At 37.4% G+C, this 15,639-nt stretch carries 14 protein-coding genes; 12 read left to right on the top strand and 2 right to left on the bottom strand.

Annotated features, from left to right (window positions below):
• The first annotated feature begins 13 nt into the window (after positions 1–13).
• Positions 14–2,335, top strand: coding sequence for a DNA internalization-related competence protein ComEC/Rec2 (locus PSR14_RS22595; protein WP_061185414.1), 2,322 nt, complete (start codon positions 14–16; stop codon positions 2,333–2,335).
• Between the two features lie 26 nt (positions 2,336–2,361).
• Here PSR14_RS22595 and PSR14_RS22590 read toward each other — a convergent pair whose 3' ends face one another.
• Complete coding sequence (locus PSR14_RS22590; RefSeq protein WP_000997609.1) at positions 2,362–2,496, bottom strand: YqzM family protein; 135 nt, start codon at positions 2,494–2,496, stop codon at positions 2,362–2,364.
• A gap of 345 nt (positions 2,497–2,841) precedes the next feature.
• Here PSR14_RS22590 and holA point away from each other — a divergent pair, with 345 nt between their 5' ends.
• The gene (holA, locus tag PSR14_RS22585; protein ID WP_001279919.1) at positions 2,842–3,852 is read left to right on the top strand and encodes a DNA polymerase III subunit delta; all 1,011 of its coding nucleotides are present in this window, start codon (positions 2,842–2,844) and stop codon (positions 3,850–3,852) included.
• Positions 3,853–3,936: 84 nt separating this feature from the next.
• On the opposite strand, the gene rpsT is transcribed toward holA, so the two are convergent.
• Positions 3,937–4,194: a 30S ribosomal protein S20 gene (gene rpsT, locus PSR14_RS22580; protein ID WP_001274011.1), complete on the bottom strand. Its 258-nt coding sequence runs from the start codon at positions 4,192–4,194 to the stop codon at positions 3,937–3,939.
• 181 nt (positions 4,195–4,375) lie between these two features.
• On the opposite strand from rpsT, the gene gpr reads away from it, so the two are divergent.
• The 10 genes from gpr to prmA all read left to right on the top strand — a co-directional run bounded on the left by gpr (position 4,376) and on the right by prmA (position 15,581).
• Positions 4,376–5,479 (top strand): GPR endopeptidase, encoded by a 1,104-nt coding sequence (gene gpr, locus PSR14_RS22575; RefSeq protein WP_000662638.1) that lies wholly within the window; start codon positions 4,376–4,378, stop codon positions 5,477–5,479.
• Positions 5,479–5,841, top strand: a complete 363-nt coding sequence (locus PSR14_RS22570; RefSeq protein WP_000534316.1) for a YqxA family protein — start codon at positions 5,479–5,481, stop codon at positions 5,839–5,841. The genes gpr and PSR14_RS22570 overlap by 1 nt, the downstream gene beginning before the upstream one ends.
• A 210-nt stretch (positions 5,842–6,051) precedes the next feature.
• Entirely contained in the window at positions 6,052–7,875 is a 1,824-nt protein-coding gene (gene lepA / locus PSR14_RS22565; protein ID WP_001030957.1) for an elongation factor 4, read from the top strand.
• 131 nt (positions 7,876–8,006) lie between these two features.
• Positions 8,007–8,381, top strand: coding sequence for a helix-turn-helix domain-containing protein (locus tag PSR14_RS22560; protein WP_001293546.1), 375 nt, complete (start codon positions 8,007–8,009; stop codon positions 8,379–8,381).
• 52 nt (positions 8,382–8,433) lie between these two features.
• Positions 8,434–9,573, top strand: coding sequence for a radical SAM family heme chaperone HemW (gene hemW, locus PSR14_RS22555; protein ID WP_025991619.1), 1,140 nt, complete (start codon positions 8,434–8,436; stop codon positions 9,571–9,573).
• Positions 9,574–9,706: 133 nt separating this feature from the next.
• The gene (gene hrcA / locus PSR14_RS22550) at positions 9,707–10,723 is read left to right on the top strand and encodes a heat-inducible transcriptional repressor HrcA (protein ID WP_098487086.1); all 1,017 of its coding nucleotides are present in this window, start codon (positions 9,707–9,709) and stop codon (positions 10,721–10,723) included.
• A gap of 121 nt (positions 10,724–10,844) precedes the next feature.
• The gene (grpE, locus tag PSR14_RS22545; protein ID WP_000392720.1) at positions 10,845–11,423 is read left to right on the top strand and encodes a nucleotide exchange factor GrpE; all 579 of its coding nucleotides are present in this window, start codon (positions 10,845–10,847) and stop codon (positions 11,421–11,423) included.
• A 26-nt stretch (positions 11,424–11,449) separates the two neighbouring features.
• Entirely contained in the window at positions 11,450–13,285 is a 1,836-nt protein-coding gene (gene dnaK / locus PSR14_RS22540; protein WP_000034690.1) for a chaperone protein DnaK, read from the top strand.
• 204 nt (positions 13,286–13,489) lie between these two features.
• On the top strand, positions 13,490–14,614 hold the full coding sequence (gene dnaJ, locus PSR14_RS22535) for a chaperone protein DnaJ (RefSeq protein WP_169509384.1): 1,125 nt from the start codon (positions 13,490–13,492) through the stop codon (positions 14,612–14,614).
• Between the two features lie 28 nt (positions 14,615–14,642).
• Positions 14,643–15,581, top strand: a complete 939-nt coding sequence (gene prmA / locus PSR14_RS22530) for a 50S ribosomal protein L11 methyltransferase (protein ID WP_000872108.1) — start codon at positions 14,643–14,645, stop codon at positions 15,579–15,581.
• Positions 15,582–15,639 lie beyond the last annotated feature (58 nt).

Raw genomic sequence — 15,639 nt, 5'->3', positions numbered from 1 at the left:
GAGTGAGTATGAGTTGCAAGGACAATGGGGCTATGTTGCAATCTCATTTATAATTGGGATTGCAATTGCCTTCTCCTCTTCAGTTGTATTGCTAACTTGTTGTCTCGTTGTATATGTTTTCTTTTGTTTATATCGTACTTCGCGTAAAACCTTCTTTTATTGTATGATAGCGTGTTTTAGTGGCGCTATGTACACCGCGTATGTTCAAGGGCAAAACAAGCCTCTGAGAGAGTCCTATGAAGCTACAAGAGGAGTGATACATACTACACCTCTTATTAACGGCGATCGCCTCTCATTTCAAGTTGAAGATCAGAATAAAAATATAGTGCAGTTAAGTTACAAAATGAAATCAGCCTCGGAAAAGAAACAAATGCGACAATTACATGCAGGAGTATCATGTGTATTCGAAGGTGAGAGGAAAGAACCACAAATAGCTCGGAATTTTCATGGTTTTAATTATCGTGATTATTTATATAAGCAAAATATTCATTTCATATTGGACGCTACATATATTTCTGAATGCCATAAAATATCGTTGTCACTCGTGCAGTGGATTCTTCTTTTGAGGCAACAAGCAATCTCAGAAGTTACAGAAATGTTTCCAGAACAATCAGGTGCTTTTATGAATGCATTAGTATTTGGTGATAGACAACAAATGACATTTGAAGTTGAAGAGCAATATCAACAATTCGGTCTCGTGCATTTGTTGGCGATTTCAGGATCGCATATCGTATTGTTAATGGTAATCGTGTATTTTATTTTGCTAAGAAGCGGTGTGACAAGGGAGGTAGCGACAGTATGTCTTATCTTCTGCATTCCTCTATATATGATTTTAGCAGGAGCGTCACCATCTGTTATAAGAGCTTCTATAACAGGAGTTTTCATGTTAATTGCTTTTATGTGTTCTATTCGTTTATCTAGCTTAGATGCTTTAAGTATAACAGCTATATGTATGCTTATATTTGATCCATATCTCGTGTTTAATATTGGTTTTCAGTTTTCTTTCGTCGGTAGTTTTGCTTTACTTTTATCTGCCCCGCTTTTACTAGAGAGTGGTAATGGAGTAATTCGAAATTCTATTTATATTTCTCTTATTTCACAGCTCGTTAGTACTCCGATTTTGTTATATCACTTCGGTTATTTTTCTCCATATAGTATTTTCTTAAATATCCTATACGTTCCGTTTTTATCTCTCGTTGTATTGCCGTGCAGTATTGTTATTTTGATATGTATACCGATCATTCCGTTTCTGGCAAAAAGGCTTGGGAATGTATTATCAATAGGTTTGAATCTTTCTAATGATTTTTTAAGTTATTGCGAAAACTTACCATTTACCCGTCTTAATTTCGGACAAACACCTATACTTCTTGTAGCCCTATATTGCGTGAGTATTATTAGTATATTGATGGTTTGGGAAAGGCGAATGACGAAGGGGATTCTGTTTATATCTGCGGGTGTATTTCTTTTTATTAGTACATGCCATTATGTATATCCGTATTTTCGAGAAAGTGGGAGTGTTACCTTTCTCGATGTTGGACAGGGAGATGCAATATTAATTCGCCTCCCGTATGATCAAGAGATTTACCTTATTGATACTGGTGGAACAATTCGTCCAAACAAGGAAGAATGGCAACGTAAAAAGCATGAATTTTCTGTCGGAAATGATATTTTGATTCCTTATTTACAAAAGGAAGGGATTAAAAAGATCGATAAATTAATTATAACGCATGGAGATGCGGATCATATAGGTGCTGCACAAGAGTTGTTATCAAATATAACCGTAAAAGAAGTTGTATTTGGCCGAAAGGAACAAGATGCGGAATTAGAAAAAATAGTAAAGAAACAGGCTTTAGAAAAGGAAGTGAAAATAAGAGAAGTGAGAGAAGGAGAAAGTTGGAGCATAAATGGAGCGGAATTTTTCGTATTAGCGCCAACAGGGAAGAAGAGCAGTGAAAATAACGCTTCAATTGTAATGTTGGCAAAATTAGGAGGACTAACGTGGTTGTTTACAGGTGATTTAGAAGAAGAAGGTGAGAAGTTTTTAGTAGCTACGTATCCAGAGTTGCGAGCGGATGTTTTAAAGGTTGCTCATCATGGGAGTAATACTTCATCTACAACAACTTTTCTGAGCGTCGTACAGCCTAATATAGCCGTTATTTCTGCCGGTGAGCGTAATAGGTATGGGCACCCACATAAGGACGTTATAGAGCGTTTTGAGAAGAGGGGGATTGAAATATGGCGTACGGATAAGCAAGGGGCTATCTCCTATGTTTTTAAAGGGGAAAACGGAACCTTTCGCAGCAAAATCACATATGATGAAACACATAATAGATAAAAAAGACTGCCAGTAAGCAGCAGTCTTTAAGAACCGATAAATTTAATAACAGTTGCAATGATGAAAAGTGTTGCGAAAAAACCAAATGAGACGATAAATCCTACCCCTGAATCAATAGCGTCATTGCGTTTACTTTGAACGTTTTGTTCAAAATCATTCATTTAGAATCCCTCCCCAACATTCCACTTTAGTATAAAATATTGTCAGAAAAAAATCTACAATTTCCATGTGAGGAGAAATAGAGCGTTTTTACTACTTTTAGATCATGAAGTAATGTGAATTTTTGTTTCCAAGCATGTTAACAGTTGGCACTTATACTCGAATTTTTATTGCGAATAATAAAGGGAAGGTGATTACCGCACACCAATAAGAAACCCGGGGCTTATTGCGTGGCGTTTAATATAAATAAAGGGACGGGTTATATTGCCTGTTCCTTTGTACTTGTAAAACAAAAGCTAGGGCATTAGTATAAATATATATTGCCAAGTTAGGGAGTAGGAAAAAGTATGAGTGATATACATAAAAAGATTAAAAAGAAGCAGTTTGCTCCGTTATATTTACTGTATGGAACGGAAGCGTTTTTTATAAATGAAACGATAAAGCTTATTACAACAGAAGCGCTTGAAGAGGAAGATCGCGAGTTTAATGTTGTTACATATGATTTAGAAGAAGCGTATTTAGAAGATGTGGTTGAAGATGCACGTACACTTCCTTTTTTCGGAGAACGTAAAGTGTTATTAATAAAATCACCACTCTTTTTAACTTCACAAAAAGAAAAATTGGAACAAAATATAAAAATTTTAGAAGAATATATCGGGGAACCTTCTCCCTTTTCTATTCTTGTTTTTGTTGCGCCTTACGAAAAGCTGGATGAACGAAAAAAAATTACAAAACTATTAAAGAAAACAGCGGATGTAGTAGAAGCGAATGCAATGCAAGTGCAGGATGTTCAGAAGTGGATTGTTGCTCGGGCGGATGAAGTACATGTGCATATTGATCATGCGGCTGTTAGTTTGTTGTTAGAGCTTGTGGGAAGTAATGTAACAATGTTGGCGAAGGAAATGGACAAGTTAACGTTATACGTCGGTATGGGCGGAGAGATTACACCAAAACTCGTTGCAGAGCTTGTACCAAAATCAGTTGAACAAAATGTGTTTGCTTTGACAGAAAAAGTGGTGAAAAAAGATATCGCGGGTGCGATGCAAATTTTGGATGGATTATTTACGCAGCAGGAGGAACCTATTAAATTGCTTGCGTTATTAGTAAGTCAATTCCGTTTACTGCATCAAGTGAAAGAGTTACAGCAGCGTGGTTACGGCCAAAATCAAATCGCGTCTCATATTGGTGTGCATCCATATCGTGTAAAATTAGCGATGAATCAAACGAAGTTTTTCTCTTTTGAAGCATTAAAAAAAGTGATAATGGAATTAGCGGAAGCTGATTATAGTATGAAAACGGGAAAAATGGATAAAAAACTTGTGCTCGAGTTTTTCTTAATGCGGTTAAATCATATGTGATGAAACAAAAAAAGTTCACGTGCTAAGAGCGTGAACTTTTTTGTATATAAAAAAACGATCCGAATGGATCGTTTTTTAAACGCCTTACGCGTTTACTTGTTTCGCTAAGCGAGATTTTTGACGAGCTGCAGCGTTTTGGTGGATAAGACCTTTACGAGCTGCTTTGTCAAGTTTTTTAGAAGCAGTTTTGAAAGCTTCTTTAGCATTTTCAAGATCGTTATTAGTAACTAAAGCTTCTACAGTTTTAACAGCAGAACGCATGTCAGACTTGATAGAAGCGTTATGTGCACGACGCTCTTCGCTAAGTTTAGCGCGTTTGATAGCAGATTTGATGTTTGCCATACTTTTCACCTCCCTGGTGCAATCGAATGACTCGATTCTTAACATAGAACAAGTGATATTCTATCAAACGGTGAAGAGAATTGCAATAGTATATCCATGAAATTTCACGTAAAGGAAAGAATGACCTTATATAACTTTGGGAAATCTAACGATATTTACTATGAATGACGGAGGAGATACGATGAAAGAACCATTAGATTTAAGTAAATATAGTGTTAGAACGGACCTTGCTGTAGAGGCACATCAAATGCTGCAAGAGCGCCAAGAAGAGCAACAAGGGATACAAGGAGTTGTTGTAAAAGAGAGGGAAGAAGAAGGTATTACCATTACAAAAGTAACGATTGATGAAGTTGCCTCGGAATCGATGGGTAAAAAACCTGGAAATTATTTAACGCTTGAAGTACAAGGTATACGTCAACAAGATACGGAGCTGCAACAAAAAGTAGAGCGTATTTTTGCAAAAGAATTTTCGTATTTCTTAGAAGAGGTTGGCGTTACGAAAGAAGCGAGCTGTTTAATTGTTGGTCTTGGGAATTGGAATGTAACACCAGATGCGCTTGGACCGATAGTTGTAGAAAATGTATTGGTAACGAGACATTTATTTCAATTGCAGCCTGAAAGTGTAGAAGAAGGCTTTAGGCCTGTTAGTGCAATTCGGCCCGGGGTAATGGGGATTACAGGAATTGAAACGAGCGATGTCATTTATGGAATCATTGAGAAGACAAAGCCAGACTTTGTCATTGCAATTGATGCATTAGCTGCTCGTTCTATTGAAAGGGTAAATAGTACGATACAAATTTCTGATACAGGAATTCATCCTGGATCGGGTGTTGGGAATAAACGTAAGGAACTCAGTAAAGAAACATTAGGTATTCCTGTTATCGCAATTGGTGTTCCGACTGTGGTGGATGCCGTTTCGATTACAAGCGATACAATTGATTTTATTTTGAAACATTTTGGCCGAGAGATGAAAGAGGGAAACAAACCTTCCCGATCTTTGTTGCCAGCTGGTTTTACATTTGGAGAAAAGAAAAAATTAACAGAAGAGGATATGCCGGATGAAAAGAGCCGGAATATGTTTTTAGGTGCTGTAGGTACACTGGAAGATGAAGAGAAGAGAAAATTAATTTATGAAGTGTTATCTCCTCTTGGTCATAATTTAATGGTGACTCCGAAAGAAGTGGATGCTTTCATAGAGGATATGGCAAATGTAATAGCAAGTGGTTTAAATGCAGCGCTGCATCATCAAATTGACCAAGATAATACAGGAGCATATACACATTGATGGGAAGTGACGATAATCATGTAAGCCGCTTTTCGCTTTTATGTATATGTAGTGTGGCTATATGCTTACTTATGGTAATAGCAGGGGTGGCACTTGCAAATCATGGGTTGAAAAGTATGAAAGGTTATCAGCAAATGTCGTATGAACAAATCGCTCATATGACAGGAACAAAAGGTGAGGCCACTGAATCAGAAACTTTGGAAGGTTCGTTTTCCGCTACTGAAAAACAAAAACAATTAGAAAGCTTAAAAAGTTTTAATATTGTAGAAGGAATGGGTATGGCGATAGCAAGCGTTGCCTATGAAATAACAAAGTTTGGAACAGATATAGTTGTTGGGAAAGTAAAAGGGATTTTTAGTTAAGAGTCAAACGGAGGACGGTTGTTTTACAGGTTTGTAAGACAGCCGTTCTTTAATTTGAAAAAGGTTTGTCTCTTATGGTTTGTTCGCATAAGATATAAATAGAATGATTTGTATTGTAAGCAGCACGAGTTTTCATTGAATCTTTGCTGCTCTATTGATATAATCAGTGCTAGTGTATATTGGCGAGACTATTAGGAGTTGAGAACATAGATGAACAAAGAAGAAAGAGCAAAAAGACAGTCCAAAATTCGTAATTTCTCTATCATTGCTCATATTGACCACGGAAAGTCAACGTTAGCAGACCGTATTTTAGAGAAAACAAACGCGTTAACACAACGTGAAATGAAAGCTCAGTTGCTTGACTCTATGGATTTAGAGCGTGAGCGTGGTATTACAATTAAATTAAACGCAGTACAATTAAACTATAAAGCAAAAGACGGCGAAGAATATATTCTTCACCTAATTGATACACCAGGACACGTCGACTTTACGTACGAAGTATCTCGTAGTTTAGCGGCTTGTGAAGGTGCAATTCTTGTAGTAGATGCAGCGCAAGGTATTGAAGCGCAAACGTTAGCGAACGTATACTTAGCGCTTGATAACAATTTAGAAATTTTACCGGTTATTAATAAAATCGATTTACCAAGTGCAGACCCAGAGCGTGTACGCCAAGAGGTGGAAGATGTAATTGGGTTAGATGCATCAGAAGCTGTACTTGCTTCGGCAAAAGCTGGGATTGGTATCGAAGAGATTTTAGAACAAATCGTTGAAAAAGTGCCAGCACCAACAGGTGATTCAGAAGAACCGTTACAATGTATGATCTTTGACTCTTTATATGATCCATACCGCGGTGTAATTGCGTATATCCGTGTTGTAAATGGAACGGTAAAAGTTGGCGATAAAGTACGTATGATGGCAACTGGAAAAGAATTTGAAGTAACAGAAGTAGGTGTGTTTACACCGAAAACTACGCAACGTGATGAGTTAACAGTAGGTGATGTAGGTTTCTTAGCGGCATCGATTAAAAATGTTGGTGACACACGCGTTGGTGATACGATTACACATGCGAAACGTCCAGCAGCTGAGCCATTACCTGGTTACCGTAAATTAAATCCAATGGTATTCTGTGGTCTGTACCCGATTGACTCTGCACGTTACAACGACTTACGTGATGCGCTAGAGAAATTAGAATTAAACGATTCTGCTCTTGAGTTTGAGCCAGAAACATCTCAAGCGCTAGGATTTGGTTTCCGTTGTGGATTCTTAGGACTTCTTCATATGGAAATCATTCAAGAGCGTATTGAACGTGAATTTAAAATTGATTTAATTACAACAGCGCCAAGTGTTATTTATAAAGTATTCTTAACGAATGGTGAAGACATGATTGTCGATAACCCGTCTAATATGCCGGATCCACAGACAATTGATCGTGTTGAAGAGCCATTTGTTAAAGCAGCAATTATGGTTCCGAATGACTATGTTGGAGCTGTAATGGAAATCTGCCAAGGTAAACGCGGAACGTTTATTGATATGCAATATTTAGATGAAACGCGTGTTACTTTGACATATGAAATCCCATTATCAGAAATCGTATATGACTTCTTCGATCAGTTGAAATCAAATACGAAAGGATATGCATCATTTGATTATGAATTAATTGGTTACAAGCCATCTAAACTTGTGAAAATGGATATTCTTTTAAATTCTGAGCAAGTCGATGCTCTATCATTTATCGTACACCGTGATTCAGCATATGACCGTGGTAAAGTAATCGTAGAAAAATTAAAAGAATTAATTCCAAGACAGCAGTTCGAAGTGCCAATTCAAGCGACGATCGGAAACAAAGTTGTAGCGCGTTCTACAATTAAAGCGATGCGTAAAAACGTACTTGCGAAATGTTACGGTGGTGACATTTCTCGTAAGCGTAAACTTCTTGATAAGCAAAAAGAAGGTAAAAAACGTATGAAGTCTGTTGGTTCTGTAGAAGTACCGCAAGAAGCATTCATGGCTGTACTGAAAATGGATGATAACTAATAGTTGGAATGAAAAAAGAAGTCGTTTATGCGGCTTCTTTTTTACGTATAATTACTTTTTAGACATCTGAGTAGCTCTCATTTACAATAGTGAGAGAGCTTTTTAGTTCATATAAAGTTAGGAGTTTGTTAATGTCCGAAAATATTCGAAAAGATATTCAAGAAAAAATACAAAATGGCAATTTTAATTGTGAAAAGGAATTGACGCTTTCTATTATTAGTGGAAAGTGGAAAGTTGTGATATTGTGGCATCTTGGTGTGGAAGGGCCTCATCGTTTTAGTGAATTACAGCGATTATTTCCGAGCATTTCTCATAAAGTTTTATCAAACCAATTAAAAGAGTTAATGGAAGATGGGATTGTTGATCGAACAGTATACCCAGAAATTCCACCGCGAGTGGAATATTATATGACGGAATTAGGCATGTCGCTTTTACCAATCGTTGAAATGATGTATGATTGGGGAAAAATGCGAATGGAACAAATTCGTAATACGTTAGAGAAGTAAAAGAAGCCTCCCGAGCGTGGAGGTTTTCTTTTTAGAAAGGTAGGAGTTAGTTTTGGTGCAAGCTGCATATATTCATATTCCGTTTTGTCAGCATATTTGTCACTATTGTGATTTTAATAAAGTGTTTATTGAACGCCAGCCGGTCGATCAATATTTAGAGTATTTAGAGAAAGAAATAATAAATACAGTTCAAAAGGTACCGTTTGATAGTATGAAAACGATTTTTGTTGGCGGGGGAACTCCAACAGCATTAAATATGGAACAGACAAAGAAATTATTAAATATTATAAATCGTCGTTTACGTCCGTTTGCCCCGAATTGTGAATTAACATTTGAAGCGAATCCAGGTGATTTGCCGAAAGAGAAATTAAATGTATTGCTAGAAGGTGGAGTGAACCGAATTAGTTTTGGGGTGCAAACATTTCGAGATGAATTGCTTGAGAAAATTGGACGTAAGCATACGAGAGAAGATGCGTTTGTAGCAATTAGAGAAGCGCAAGAAGTAGGCTTTAAAAATATAAATGTAGATATTATTTATGCTCTGCCAGGACAGACGATAGAAGATGTAAAAGAAACATTAGACATTGCTTTTACGCTTGGTGTACAACATTTCTCGGCATATTCATTAATTGTGGAACCGAAAACAGTATTTTATAACTTAATGAATAAAGGGAAATTAAGACTTCCAGGTGAAGACCATGAAGCGAAAATGTACGAAATGGTAATGGATGAAATGGAGAAACATGGCTATACCCAGTATGAAATTAGTAATTTTTCAAAAGGGAATAATGAAAGTAGACATAATCTCACATACTGGAATAATGAAGAGTATTATGGATTTGGAGCTGGAGCGCATAGTTATGTAAATGGAGAACGTATCCAAAATGTAGGGCCGCTCAAGCAATATTTCAATAAAATCGATGAAACCGGATTTCCGTATTTAGATGTTCACGTGGTGACGGAGAAAGAAAAAATGGAAGAAGAATTGTTCTTAGGACTCCGAAAAACAAAAGGTGTATCTAAAATAGCGTTTCAAAAGAAATTTAATATGGAAATGGATCAAGTTTTCGCGAAGCAGTTACAAAACAACCAAGAACAAGGATTGCTTGAAGAGAGCGATGGATATGTTCGTTTAACGCGAAAAGGAAAATTATTAGGGAATGAAGTATTCCAATCATTTTTGATTGACTAATTAAATGTTCCATTAACGTGAAAAAGTTTCATTATTTCGTGACGTTTCCGTTGACAATTGAATGTCAATTTTGGTAAGTTATTAATAGATTTAGCACTCGAAGACAAAGAGTGCTAACAGAGGTGATGATGAGATGCTTACGGAACGTCAGCTCTTAATTTTACAAACAATTATTGATGACTTTATTGGATCAGCGCAACCTGTTGGGTCAAGGACGTTGGCTAAAAAAGATGAAATTACATTTAGTTCAGCTACTATACGAAATGAAATGGCTGATTTAGAGGAACTAGGATTTATTGAGAAAACGCACAGTTCTTCTGGACGTGTTCCTTCTGAAAAAGGATACCGATTTTATGTAGACCATCTTTTAGCGCCGCAAAATTTACCGAACGATGAAATTGTACAAATTAAAGATTTATTTGCTGAAAGAATTTTTGAAGCGGAAAAGATTGCACAACAATCAGCTCAAATTTTATCAGAGCTTACAAATTATACGGCCATTGTTCTTGGACCGAAGTTAAGCACAAATAAACTTAAAAACGTACAAATTGTTCCGCTTGATCGTCAAACCGCAGTCGCTATTATTGTAACAGATACAGGGCATGTACAAAGCAAAACGATTACCGTTCCGGAATCTGTTGATTTATCAGATTTAGAAAAAATGGTTAATATTTTAAATGAAAAGCTATCGGGCGTACCAATGTCGGAACTCCATAATAAAATCTTTAAGGAGATTGTTACGGTATTGCGTGGGTATGTTCATAATTACGATAGTGCAATAAAAATATTGGATGGTACATTTCAAGTTCCGTTATCGGAAAAGATATACTTTGGAGGGAAGGCAAATATGCTTTCGCAACCAGAGTTTCATGACATTCAAAAAGTTAGATCTTTACTTACCATGATTGATAACGAAGCTGAGTTTTATGATATTTTGCGTCATAAACAAGTTGGTATTCAAGTGAAAATTGGTAGGGAAAACTCTGCGACAGCCATGGAAGATTGTAGTTTGATTTCTGCAACATATTCGATTGGAGAAGAACAACTTGGAACAATTGCAATTTTAGGTCCAACGAGAATGCAATACTCTCGTGTAATTAGTTTGTTGCAGTTATTTACAAGGCAAATTACAGCTGGACTAAAAAAATAAAGAATAAAGAAGAATACATTCGCTCAAGTGATAAGCAATACATCACTGTGTGTAATATATAACTATACTTAGGTAATCATGCTATGCATGATACCTAATACCTTTTAAGGAGGTGAAAATTGTGGAAGAGCGTAACGAACAAGTTGTAGAAGAAGTGAAAGAAGAAGTAAAAGAAGCACAAGTTGAAGAAGCCGTAACATCTGAAGACAGCGAAGAAACTGTTGAAGAAAAAAGTGAGGCTGCTCTTTTACAAGAAAAAGTAGATGAATTGCAAGCGAAACTGACGGAAACGGAAGGCCGTATGCTACGTCTACAAGCTGATTTTGAAAATTATAAGCGTCGTGTTCAAATGGATAAACAGGCTGCTGAAAAATATAGAGCACAAAGTCTTGTTTCAGATATTTTGCCAGCTCTTGATAATTTTGAAAGAGCGATGCAAGTGGAAGCAACTGATGAGCAAATGAAGTCCTTATTACAAGGGATGGAAATGGTATATCGTCAATTGTTAGAAGCGATGACAAAAGAAGGTGTAGAAGCGATTGAAGCTGTTGGTAAACAGTTTGATCCTCATGAACACCAAGCTGTTATGCAAGTAGAAGACAGCGAATTTGAATCAAATGCGGTTGTGGAAGAATTCCAAAAAGGTTATAAATTAAAAGACCGTGTAATTCGTCCATCGATGGTAAAAGTAAATCAATAATTTACATAAAAGTAGGAGGATTCGCCATGAGTAAAATTATCGGTATTGACTTAGGTACAACAAACTCTTGTGTAGCTGTTATGGAAGGTGGAGAACCAAAGGTTATCCCAAATCCAGAAGGAAACCGTACAACACCTTCTGTTGTAGCTTTCAAAAATGAAGAACGTCAAGTTGGGGAAGTAGCAAAGCGTCAAGCAATTACAAACCCAAATACAATCATGTCTGTTAAACGTCATATGGGTACAGACTACAAAGTAGAAATCGAAGGTAAAGAATATACACCTCAAGAAATTTCTGCAATCATTTTACAAAACTTAAAAGCTTCTGCTGAAGCATATTTAGGTGAAACAGTAACGAAAGCTGTTATTACAGTACCTGCATACTTCAACGATGCAGAGCGTCAAGCAACGAAAGATGCTGGTCGTATCGCTGGTTTAGAAGTTGAGCGTATCATTAACGAACCAACAGCAGCAGCGCTTGCTTACGGTTTAGAAAAACAAGATGAAGAGCAAAAAATCTTAGTATATGACTTAGGTGGCGGTACATTTGACGTATCTATCCTTGAGTTAGCAGATGGAACATTTGAAGTTATTTCAACTGCTGGTGACAACCGTCTTGGTGGAGATGACTTTGACCAAGTTATCATTGATCACTTAGTAGCTGAGTTCAAAAAAGAAAATAACATTGATTTAAGCCAAGATAAAATGGCACTTCAACGTTTGAAAGATGCAGCTGAAAAAGCGAAAAAAGATCTTTCAGGTGTAACACAAACACAAATTTCATTGCCATTCATTAGTGCTGGAGCTGCTGGTCCATTACACTTAGAATTAACATTAACAAGAGCGAAATTCGAAGAGCTTTCAGCAAACCTTGTTGAAAGAACATTAGAACCAACTCGTCGTGCTTTAAAAGATGCTGGTCTATCTGCAAGTGAATTAGATCGCGTTATCCTTGTAGGTGGTTCTACTCGTATCCCAGCTGTACAAGAAGCTATTAAACGTGAAACTGGTAAAGAACCATATAAAGGTGTAAACCCGGATGAAGTTGTAGCATTAGGTGCTGCAGTTCAAGGTGGCGTACTTACTGGTGATGTAGAAGGCGTACTATTATTAGATGTAACTCCACTTTCTTTAGGTATTGAAACTATGGGTGGTGTGTTCACGAAATTAATCGAGCGTAACACTACAATTCCAACGAGTAAATCACAAGTATTCTCAACAGCTGCTGATAACCAACCAGCAGTAGACATTCACGTATTACAAGGTGAGCGTCCAATGTCAGCTGACAACAAAACGTTAGGACGTTTCCAATTAACGGATATCCCACCAGCACCACGTGGTATTCCACAAATCGAAGTAACATTCGATATTGATGCGAACGGTATCGTTAACGTACGTGCAAAAGATTTAGGAACAAGCAAAGAACAAGCTATTACAATCCAATCTTCTTCAGGTCTTTCTGATGAAGAAGTAGATCGTATGGTAAAAGAAGCAGAAGCAAACGCTGACGCTGACCAAAAACGTAAGGAAGAAGTTGAACTTCGTAACGAAGCTGACCAACTTGTATTCCAAACAGATAAAGTTGTAAAAGATTTAGAAGGTAAAGTAGATGCAGCTGAAGTTGCAAAAGCAACAGAAGCGAAAGAAGCATTACAAGCTGCGATTGAGAAGAACGAGCTTGAGGAAATCCGTGCGAAAAAAGACGCTTTACAAGAAATCGTACAACAACTAACTGTTAAACTATATGAGCAAGCTCAAGCAGCTGCAGGGCAAGCAGAAGGTGCACAAGGAGCACAAGATGCTGGCGCGAAGAAAGACAATGTAGTAGACGCTGAGTTTGAAGAAGTAAAAGAAGACAAGTAATTCAACTTTAAACATAATAAGTAAGATGACAAAAAGTCAAAGTCAAGCGTGCCTTGGCTTTGGCTTTTTTCACGAATGAGAAGGAATGTGTGAGGGTCTTAAGTTTTTTACTTTGCATACTGTAAGTGAGGAAACTTTGTTGCAAAGCACTTTCTTTCGGTGTTAAAATTACGTTTATGTGAAAGATTCGGGGGTTGTAAATTTATGAGTAAACGAGATTATTATGAGGTCCTTGGACTTAGCAAGGGTGCTTCAAAAGATGAAATAAAAAAAGCGTATCGTCGTTTGGCTAAAAAATACCATCCAGACGTAAGTAAAGAAGAAAATGCAATTGAAAAGTTTAAAGAAGTACAAGAAGCATACGAAGTATTAAGCGACGATCAAAAGCGTGCGCAATATGATCAATTTGGTCATGCTGGTGCTAATCAAGGCTTCGGTGGCTTCGGTGGCTTTGGCGGCGGAGGAGACTTCGGTGGTGGCTTCGGTTTTGAAGATATCTTTAGTTCATTCTTTGGCGGCGGTGGCGGCAGACGTCGTGATCCAAATGCTCCGCGCCAAGGTGCTGACTTACAATATCAAGTCACTTTAGATTTTGAAGAAGCTATTTTTGGTAAAGAGTTAAATGTTGAGATTCCAGTAGAAGATCCATGTGATACTTGTAAAGGTAGCGGGGCAAAACCAGGAACTTCAAAAGAAACATGTAAACATTGCTCAGGATCAGGGCAAGTAAGTGTAGAACAAAATACACCATTTGGTCGTATCGTAAACCGTCAAGCTTGCGGTCATTGTTCAGGAACTGGGCAAATCATTAAAGAAAAATGTACGACATGCCACGGTTCTGGTAAAGTTCGTAAACGTAAAAAAATCAATGTTAAAATTCCAGCAGGTATCGATAATGGTCAACAAATCCGCGTATCTGGAAAAGGTGAAGCGGGCGTAAATGGCGGCCCAGCAGGAGATTTATATGTTGTTGTTCATGTAAGAAATCATGAATTCTTTGAGCGCGAAGGAGATCACATTATTTGCGAAATGCCATTAACATTTGCGCAAATGGCACTTGGTGATGAAGTAGAAGTTCCTACTGTTCATGGTAAAGTGAAGCTGAAAATTCCAGCAGGAACACAAACAGGAACAGAATTCCGCCTAAAAGGAAAGGGTGCTCCGAACGTACGTGGATACGGTCAAGGAGATCAATATGTAGTCGTGCGTGTTGTTGTACCGACGAAATTAACTTCACAGCAAAAAGATTTATTGCGTGAATTTGCAGGACAAGAAGAGCAGGATGATAGTTTATTCGGAAAGCTTAAACGTGCTTTCAAAGGGGAATAATGGAAATAAAAAATGGAGTTGGTAAATTGTGAAATGGTCAGAAATTAGTATTCATACAACAGAAGAAGCAGTAGAAGCTGTCTCTCATATTTTACATGAAGCTGGTGCTAGTGGAGTTGCGATTGAGGACCCAGCGGAGTTGACGAAAGAGCGCGAGCAACAATATGGTGAAATTTATGCATTGAACCCAGATGAGTATCCGGCAGAAGGTGTGTTAATAAAAGCATATTTCCCGCAAACGGATTCTTTACATGAAACAATTGCAGGTGTAAAATCATCTATTGATGTGCTTCCATCTTACGACATCGAAATTGGTACTGGAAATATTACCGTTAACGAAGTCAATGAAGAAGATTGGGCTACTGCTTGGAAAAAATATTACCATCCAGTACAAATTTCTGATACATTCACAATTGTACCGACTTGGGAAGAATATACACCATCTTCTCCGGAAGAAAAAATTATTGAATTAGATCCAGGTATGGCGTTTGGGACAGGAACTCATCCAACAACAACGATGTGTATCCGTGCTTTAGAAAAAACAGTACAGCCAGGTAACACAATCATTGATGTAGGAACAGGTTCTGGTGTGCTGAGTATTGCAGCAGCAAAACTAGGTGCGTCTTCTGTTCAAGCATATGATTTAGATCCGGTTGCGGTTGAAAGTGCAGAAATGAATGTACGTTTAAATAAAACAGATGATATCGTGACTGTTGGACAAAATAGTCTTTTAGAGGGTATTGAAGGTCCTGTTGATTTAATCGTAGCTAACTTATTAGCAGAAATTATTCTTTTATTCCCTGAAGATGCAGCAAGAGTTGTGAAGTCAGGCGGATTATTTATTACATCGGGCATTATTGCTGCAAAGGAAAAAGTAATTTCTGAAGCGCTAGAAAAAGCTGGATTTACAATTGAAGAAGTGTTGCGAATGGAAGATTGGGTAGCAATTATTGCACGAAATGCGTAATATAGATTTTAGTCTATAATGAAAAGGGGAGTCTCTCACTATAAGGTGAGGGACTTGC

It is taken from the genome of Bacillus sp. A01H, from assembly GCF_045277205.1.
GTDB lineage: Bacteria > Bacillota > Bacilli > Bacillales > Bacillaceae_G > Bacillus_A > Bacillus_A paranthracis.
Note: the sequence above shows the minus strand (reverse complement) of the source record. Positions and strands in the feature narration are given on the sequence as shown.